A 6,385-nucleotide genomic window follows, 5' to 3' on the forward strand; every position below is an offset into this window, starting at 1 on the left:
GCGGACGTCCGGGGCTGTGACCGGACGCGCCGGGGGAGGTGGGTGTGGCTCCGGCGCGGTCAGCCGGCGGAGTCGGATGCGGCCAGCACGCGGACCGTGCCGAGCCCGGGGTCGGTGGCGTCGGGCAGGTTCATGCCCGCCTCGACGCCGGAGCACAGATAGCGCAGGACGGGTTCGGTGAGCCGCTCACCGGGCAGCACGGCCGGGATCCCGGGCGGATACGGGGTGATCATCTCGGCCGCGACCCGGCCCGCGGCCTCCGCCGGCGGGATGTCCTCGGTGTCGCCGAAGAAGGCGTCCCGGGGAAGGCAGGTCTGTTCCATGCGCAGCCCTTCGGGGTCCGGCACCTGGACGCTGGGCGCGGGCCGCAGGTCCGCCGCCGCGTGGGCGAGGTCCTTCAGCGCGGTCAGCAGGGCGCCGGTGGTCTCCTCGTCGTCGGCGTGGGTGAGCTGGGTGGAGATCCGGCGGTGGTCGGCGAGGTGCGCGTCGAGGTGACGGTGTTCGCGGAGCCAGTCCGCCGCGCGGTAGCCGGTCGTGCCCAGGCCGCTGACGTCGATGACGACGGGCAGCGGGTCGAAGTCGTCGGCGAGTCCGGGGCCGCACAGGTCGGCGCGGTCGTTGACGTGCAGTCCGTCGATCGCCTCGACGGCGGTGCGGACCTCGGCGGCCAGGTCCAGGGCGCGGCCGAGCAGTTCCCGGCCGTGCAGGGCCATCTGGCGGCGCCAGCCGTCCAGCCCGGCGTAGATCAGCACCGACGGGCTGGTGGTGCCCAGCAGATCGGCCCTGATCTTGAGCTTGGCCGGGTCGATCAGGTCGCCCTGGAGGTGGAAGACCGAGCCCTGTTCCAGGCCGCTGCCCATCTTGTGGATGCTGGTGACGCAGACATCGGCCCCGGCGTCCATCGCCCACGACGGCAGGCCGGGGTGGAACGGCAGGTGGGCGCCCCACGCCTCGTCCACGATCAGCGGGCGGGACCGGCGGTGGCAGACGTCGGCGAGGGCCCGCAGGTCGGTGCAGGTGCCGTACGGGGTGGGGCTGGTGACCAGCGCCCCGCGGGCGTCGGGGTGCGCGGCGAAGGCCCGCTCGTACTCTTTTGCGGACGGGGCGTGGGCCAGGTGCCGGTCGGCGTCCCAGCGGGGCTCCACCCACACCGGCCGGATGCCGGACAGGATCAGCCCGGACACCACGGATTTGTGGGCGTCCCGGCCGATCAGCAGTTTCTCGTGCGGGCCGGCGACGGTCAGCATCGCGGCCTTCACCGACAGGGAACTCCCGCAGGTGGAGAAGAACGTGTGGTCGGCGTGCACCGCGTCGGCCATCAGCCGTTCGGCGCGCTCCAGCACCTCTCCCCTGGTGCGCCGGTCGTCGAGCCCTCCGGAGGCGAGGACGTCGCCGCGGAAGACGGCGTCGCCGAGCACCGCCCGTACCTCCGGGTCGGCGCCGCGGGCCTGTTTGTGGCCGGGCGGGGTGAAGGGCAGCCGGCCCTTGGTGCGGTGGTCGGCGAGGGCTTGCAGGACGGGGGCGGTGGTGTGGTCGGCCATGGCTACTCCAGCAGCCCGGCCACCACGCGCAGGTCCGAGACCAGGCCGGCGTAGGCCTCGGCGCGGTCGTCGGAGCGCAGGACGGACGACGGGTGGACGGTGGCCACCACCAGCCCGCGCTCGCTCTCGATCGGTGCGCCCCGCTCCTTCGTCACCCTGAACGAAGAACCGAGGAGGGTCTTGGCGGCTGTGGCGCCGAGCACCACGATCACCTCCGGGTCGAGTTGGGCCAGTTCGGCGTTGAGCCAGGGCCGGCAGGCGGTCATCTCCCGCAGGCTCGGGGCCTTGTGGATGCGGCGTTTGCCGCGGGCGGCGACGGTGAACTTGAAGTGCTTGACGGCGTTGGTGAAGTACGCCTGGCGCTCGTCGAGGCCCCCTTCGTTCATCGCCTTGCGCAGCAGCCGTCCGGCCGGGCCGACGAACGGCTCGCCCTGGCGGTCCTCCTGGTCACCCGGCTGTTCCCCGACGAACACGGTCCGGGCCGAGGCGCTGCCGGCGCCGAAGACGGTCTGCGTCGCGTCGCGGAAGAGCGGGCAGCCCTGGCAGTCGGCCGCGGCCCGCCGCAGCGCCGCCAGACCGCCGCGGGCGGGCAGGTACGGCGTGGCGTCGTACCCCTCCCCCGCGTCCGTAGGCTCCTCCACGAGCGGCACCGCCTTCCCCTTCGTGCGGCCGCCGCGCTTCCCCGGCGGCCCACCGCAACGGGTTCCCGGACCGGGCCGCGGTTAACGCCCGGGCAGCGGTTTTGCACCGGATGCGCGGTGGCCGGAGGGTGCCCGCCCGGGTGCGGATGGCCCGGCCGGAACCGATCCTGAAGCAGTGGAGTGGCGCGTGACGTGTGACCTCCCGCCGCTCGGGCACCCGCCGGGACAGGAGCCCGAGGGCGACCGCAGCGGGCCCGGTCCCCGGGGCCGGGCCCAGGAACGAACCCGACCAAGGCAGCGTGTCGCGGTACGGCCGTGACAGCGGAACGGACACACATGAGCAATGGATTCATGGGTCCGGAGGGTTACGGCCCGGACCCGTTCGGTGAATTCCTCGCGCGCTTCTTCGGCAGCGCCGCGAAGTCGACGGGCGGGGAGGCGGGGCAGCCGCTGCCCCGGCAGGCGGACATCGCGCGCCTGATGAGCGGGCCCGCCCGGGACCTGGTGACCTCCGCCGCCTCGTACGCCGCCGAGCACGGCAGCACCGAGCTCGGCACCGAGCACCTGCTGCGGGCGGCGCTGTCCGCGGAGCCGACCCGGAGCCTGCTGCGGCAGTCGGGGGCGGACCCGGACGCGCTGGCGGCCGAGATCGACCGGAGCGCCGGCAGCGGGCCGCGGCAGTCCAGCGTGGCGGTGACCCCGGCGGTGAAGCGGGCGCTGCTGGGCGCGCACGACCTGGCGCGGGACCACGGCGCGTCGTACATCGGCCCGGAACACGTGCTGGACGCGCTGGCCGCCAACCCGGACTCGGCGGCGGGCCGGATCCTCAACCTCGCCCACTTCGACCCCAACGCCGCACCCCAGAGCGGTCACGGCCCCTCCGCGCACCACTCCGGGGGCGAGCACGGCGCCGCGCCCAAGCACGACACCCCGACCCTCGACAAGTACAGCCGCGATCTGACCGACATCGCCCGGGCCGGCCGGATCGATCCGGTGATCGGCCGCGAGGAGCAGATCGAGCAGACCATCGAGGTCCTCTGCCGCCGGGGGAAGAACAATCCGGTGCTGGTGGGCGACGCGGGCGTGGGCAAGACCGCGATCGTCGAGGGGCTGGCGCAGCGGCTGGCCGACGGCGAGGTGCCGGACATCCTGGCGGGCCGCCGGGTGGTCGCCCTGGACCTGACCTCCGTCGTGGCCGGCACCCGCTACCGCGGCGACTTCGAGGAGCGGATGAACGCGATCATGGAGGAGGTCCGGGCCCACCCGGACTCGCTGATCATCTTCATCGACGAGCTGCACACGGTCGTCGGGGCCGGCGGCGGCAGCGGCGACGGCGGTTCGCTGGAGGCGAGCAACATGCTCAAGCCCGCCCTGGCCCGCGGTGAGCTGCACGTGATCGGCGCGACCACGCTGGAGGAGTACCGGCGGCACATCGAGAAGGACGCCGCGCTGGCCCGCCGCTTCCAGCCGATCCTGGTGCCCGAGCCGACGGTCGAGGACACGGTGGCCATCCTGCGCGGACTGCAGGACCGCTACGAGGCCCACCACCAGGTGCGGTACACCCCCGAGGCGCTGCGTGCCGCCGTCGAGCTCTCCGACCGCTACATCACCCACCGCTTCCTGCCCGACAAGGCCATCGACCTGCTCGACCAGGCCGGTGCGCGGGTGCGGCTGCGCTCGGGCACCAAGACCACCGACGTGCGGGCGCTGGAGCGCGAGGTGGAGCAGCTGGCGATGGACAAGGACCAGGCGGTGGCGTCGGAGCAGTACGAGCGGGCGACCGAACTGCGGGACCGGCTCGCGGAGCTGACCGCGCGGATCGAGGCCGCCCAGGGGTCGGCGCCGAGCGGGGACGGCCGGATCGTGTCGGTCACCGGCGAGGACATCGCCGAGATCGTGTCCCGGCAGACCGGTGTGCCGGTCAGCAGCCTGACCCAGGAGGAGAAGGAGCGGCTGCTGGGGCTGGAGGAGCGGCTGCACACCCGGGTGATCGGGCAGGACGACGCCGTCACGGCGGTCTCCGAGGCGATCCTGCGGTCGCGCGCCGGGCTCTCCGACCCGGACCGCCCGATCGGCAGCTTCCTCTTCCTGGGCCCCACCGGGGTGGGCAAGACGGAGCTGGCCCGGGCGCTCGCCGAGGCGCTGTTCGGCAGCGAGGACCGCATGGTGCGGCTGGACATGAGCGAGTACCAGGAGCGGCACACGGTCAGCCGGCTGGTGGGTGCGCCGCCCGGGTACGTCGGCCACGAGGACGCCGGCCAGCTGACCGAGGCGGTGCGGCTGCACCCGTATTCGCTGCTGCTGTTCGACGAGGTGGAGAAGGCCCACCCGGACGTCTTCAACATGCTGCTGCAGGTGCTTGACGACGGGCATCTGACGGACTCCCAGGGCCGCACCGTCGACTTCAAGAACACCGTCATCGTGATGACCAGCAACCTGGGCTCGGAGGCGCTCAGCGGCGGGCGCGGGGTGCTGGGCTTCGGCCCGGACATGACCGGGCCGGAGGCCGGTGACGGGGCCCGGGAGCGGGCGCTGGCCAGTCTGCGCGAGCACTTCCGCCCGGAGTTCCTCAACCGGCTCGACGAGATCATCGTGTTCCGCCGGCTCACCGACGAGCAGCTGCGGCAGATCACCGGCCTGCTGCTGGACGGCACCCGGCGCCGGCTGCACGCCCAGGACATCTCCGTGGACTTCCGCCCGGAGGCCGTGGACTGGCTCACCCACCGCGGCCACCAGCCCGAGTACGGGGCCCGCCCGCTGCGGCGCACCATCCAGCGCGAGGTCGACAACGCGCTGTCGCGGCTGCTGCTGGACGGCGCGCTGTCCGCGGGCGACGAGGTGTGCGTGGAGGTGGCGGACCAGGAGCTGACGTTCCGCATCAACCAACCCGAAAGGACGTAGCGAGGCGGGGCAGAAGCTGCAGCAGAGCCTTCGGGAACGGGCGGACGGAGGGAGGACCGGTGCGGGCACTGGGGCCGCGTCAGACGTCGGAGGGCCGCGACGAGTCGCCGGAGGAACGGGCCGACCGGCGGTGGATCGAGCTGCTCCAGGAGGTGCGGGTCATCCAGACCGGGGTGCAGATCCTCTTCGGTTTCCTGCTCACCGTGGTCTTCACCCCGCGGTTCCCGACGCTCAGCCACACCGACCAGCTCATCTACGTGGTGACGGTGCTGCTGGGCGCGGCCACCACGGGCGCACTGATCGGCACGGTGACGTTCCACCGGCTGGTCACCGGTCACCGCCTCAAGCCGGAGACGGTGGTGTGGGCGTCGCGGCTGGCGCTGGTGGGCCTCGTGCTGCTGCTGGCGACGGTCGCCTCGGCGCTGCTGCTGATCCTGCGGCTCGCGATGCGCGACGCGGTCGTGCCCTGGATCGTGGTGGGGATGGTCGTCTGGTTCGCGCTCTGCTGGTTCGCGCTGCCGGCGTGGGCCCTGCGCCGGTACTCGTCGAGGGAGTGAGCCCCGCCCCGGGCGCCCGGCCCGGCGGCCGGGGGCATGATGGTCACAGGGGGATCCGCGAAGACGGAGGTCGAACGCCATGGTTCCGTTGCTTCTGGTCCTGCTCATCGTCCTGATCTTCTTCGGGCTGGGCTTCGTGCTGAAGGCACTGTGGATCGTCGCCCTGGTGGCGCTGGCGATCTGGCTGGTCGGGTTCCTCGTCCGCTCGCCCGGGCCGGATGGCGGGCGCGGCCGCTGGTACCGCTGGTAGCGCCGGCCTCACGGGCCGTCGTCCGGCACGCACAGGGGAGGTTTCCATGACGCAGAACATCTGGGGTTACCAGGACAGCGTGGGGTACGTGGCCGGGACCGATCTCACCGGTTTCGCCGTCGAGGCGATCGACGGCACCGTCGGGTCGGTCGACGAGCACTCCGACGAGGCCGGGGCCAGCTATCTGGTCGTCGACACCGGGGTGTGGATCTTCGGCCTGGAGATCCTGCTGCCGGCCGGGCTCATCTCCTCGATCGACCTGGACCGCAGCACGATCTACCTCGCGTGCACGAAGAAGGACATCGAGGACGCCCCAGAGTTCGAGCGGGAGAAGCACATCGGGGACGACGAGTACCACCGGATGCTGGCCGGTCACTACGGCGCCCCGCACACCTGAGCCGGCCGGCCGCGGCGGACGCCGACGGGCGCGGGGGGGGGGGAGAAGGAAGGGGAGGGGGCGACCCCATGTCCCCCCCTCTCTTCCAGTTTCCCTTT

Annotated in this window: 6 protein-coding genes; 4 read left to right on the plus strand and 2 right to left on the minus strand. The window is 72.9% G+C overall.

Going from position 1 to position 6,385, the window contains the following annotated elements; genetic code table 11:
• Positions 1 to 59: 59 nt before the first annotated feature.
• Positions 60 to 1,541 (minus strand): aminotransferase class I/II-fold pyridoxal phosphate-dependent enzyme, encoded by a 1,482-nt coding sequence (locus ACZ7MX_RS34435; protein ID WP_472137962.1) that lies wholly within the window; start codon positions 1,539 to 1,541, stop codon positions 60 to 62.
• Between the two features lie 2 nt (positions 1,542 to 1,543).
• Positions 1,544 to 2,182, minus strand: a complete 639-nt coding sequence (locus ACZ7MX_RS34440; protein WP_472137964.1) for a UdgX family uracil-DNA binding protein — start codon at positions 2,180 to 2,182, stop codon at positions 1,544 to 1,546.
• Between the two features lie 336 nt (positions 2,183 to 2,518).
• Here ACZ7MX_RS34440 and ACZ7MX_RS34445 point away from each other — a divergent pair, with 336 nt between their 5' ends.
• From ACZ7MX_RS34445 to ACZ7MX_RS34460, 4 genes are all read left to right on the plus strand, one after another.
• Positions 2,519 to 5,083 carry an ATP-dependent Clp protease ATP-binding subunit gene (locus ACZ7MX_RS34445; RefSeq protein WP_472137966.1) on the plus strand — a complete coding sequence of 855 codons (2,565 nt, stop codon included), beginning with the start codon at positions 2,519 to 2,521 and terminating at the stop codon, positions 5,081 to 5,083.
• Positions 5,084 to 5,142: 59 nt separating this feature from the next.
• Positions 5,143 to 5,640, plus strand: a complete 498-nt coding sequence (locus ACZ7MX_RS34450; RefSeq protein ID WP_472137968.1) for a DUF6328 family protein — start codon at positions 5,143 to 5,145, stop codon at positions 5,638 to 5,640.
• Between the two features lie 79 nt (positions 5,641 to 5,719).
• A complete protein-coding gene (locus tag ACZ7MX_RS34455; protein ID WP_472137969.1) occupies positions 5,720 to 5,890 on the plus strand; it encodes a hydrophobic protein in 171 nt (56 codons plus the stop codon).
• A 46-nt stretch (positions 5,891 to 5,936) separates the two neighbouring features.
• Positions 5,937 to 6,287 (plus strand): PRC-barrel domain containing protein, encoded by a 351-nt coding sequence (locus tag ACZ7MX_RS34460; protein WP_472137971.1) that lies wholly within the window; start codon positions 5,937 to 5,939, stop codon positions 6,285 to 6,287.
• Positions 6,288 to 6,385: the final 98 nt, after the last annotated feature.

Source organism: Streptomyces sp. NPDC107765 (assembly GCF_055657085.1).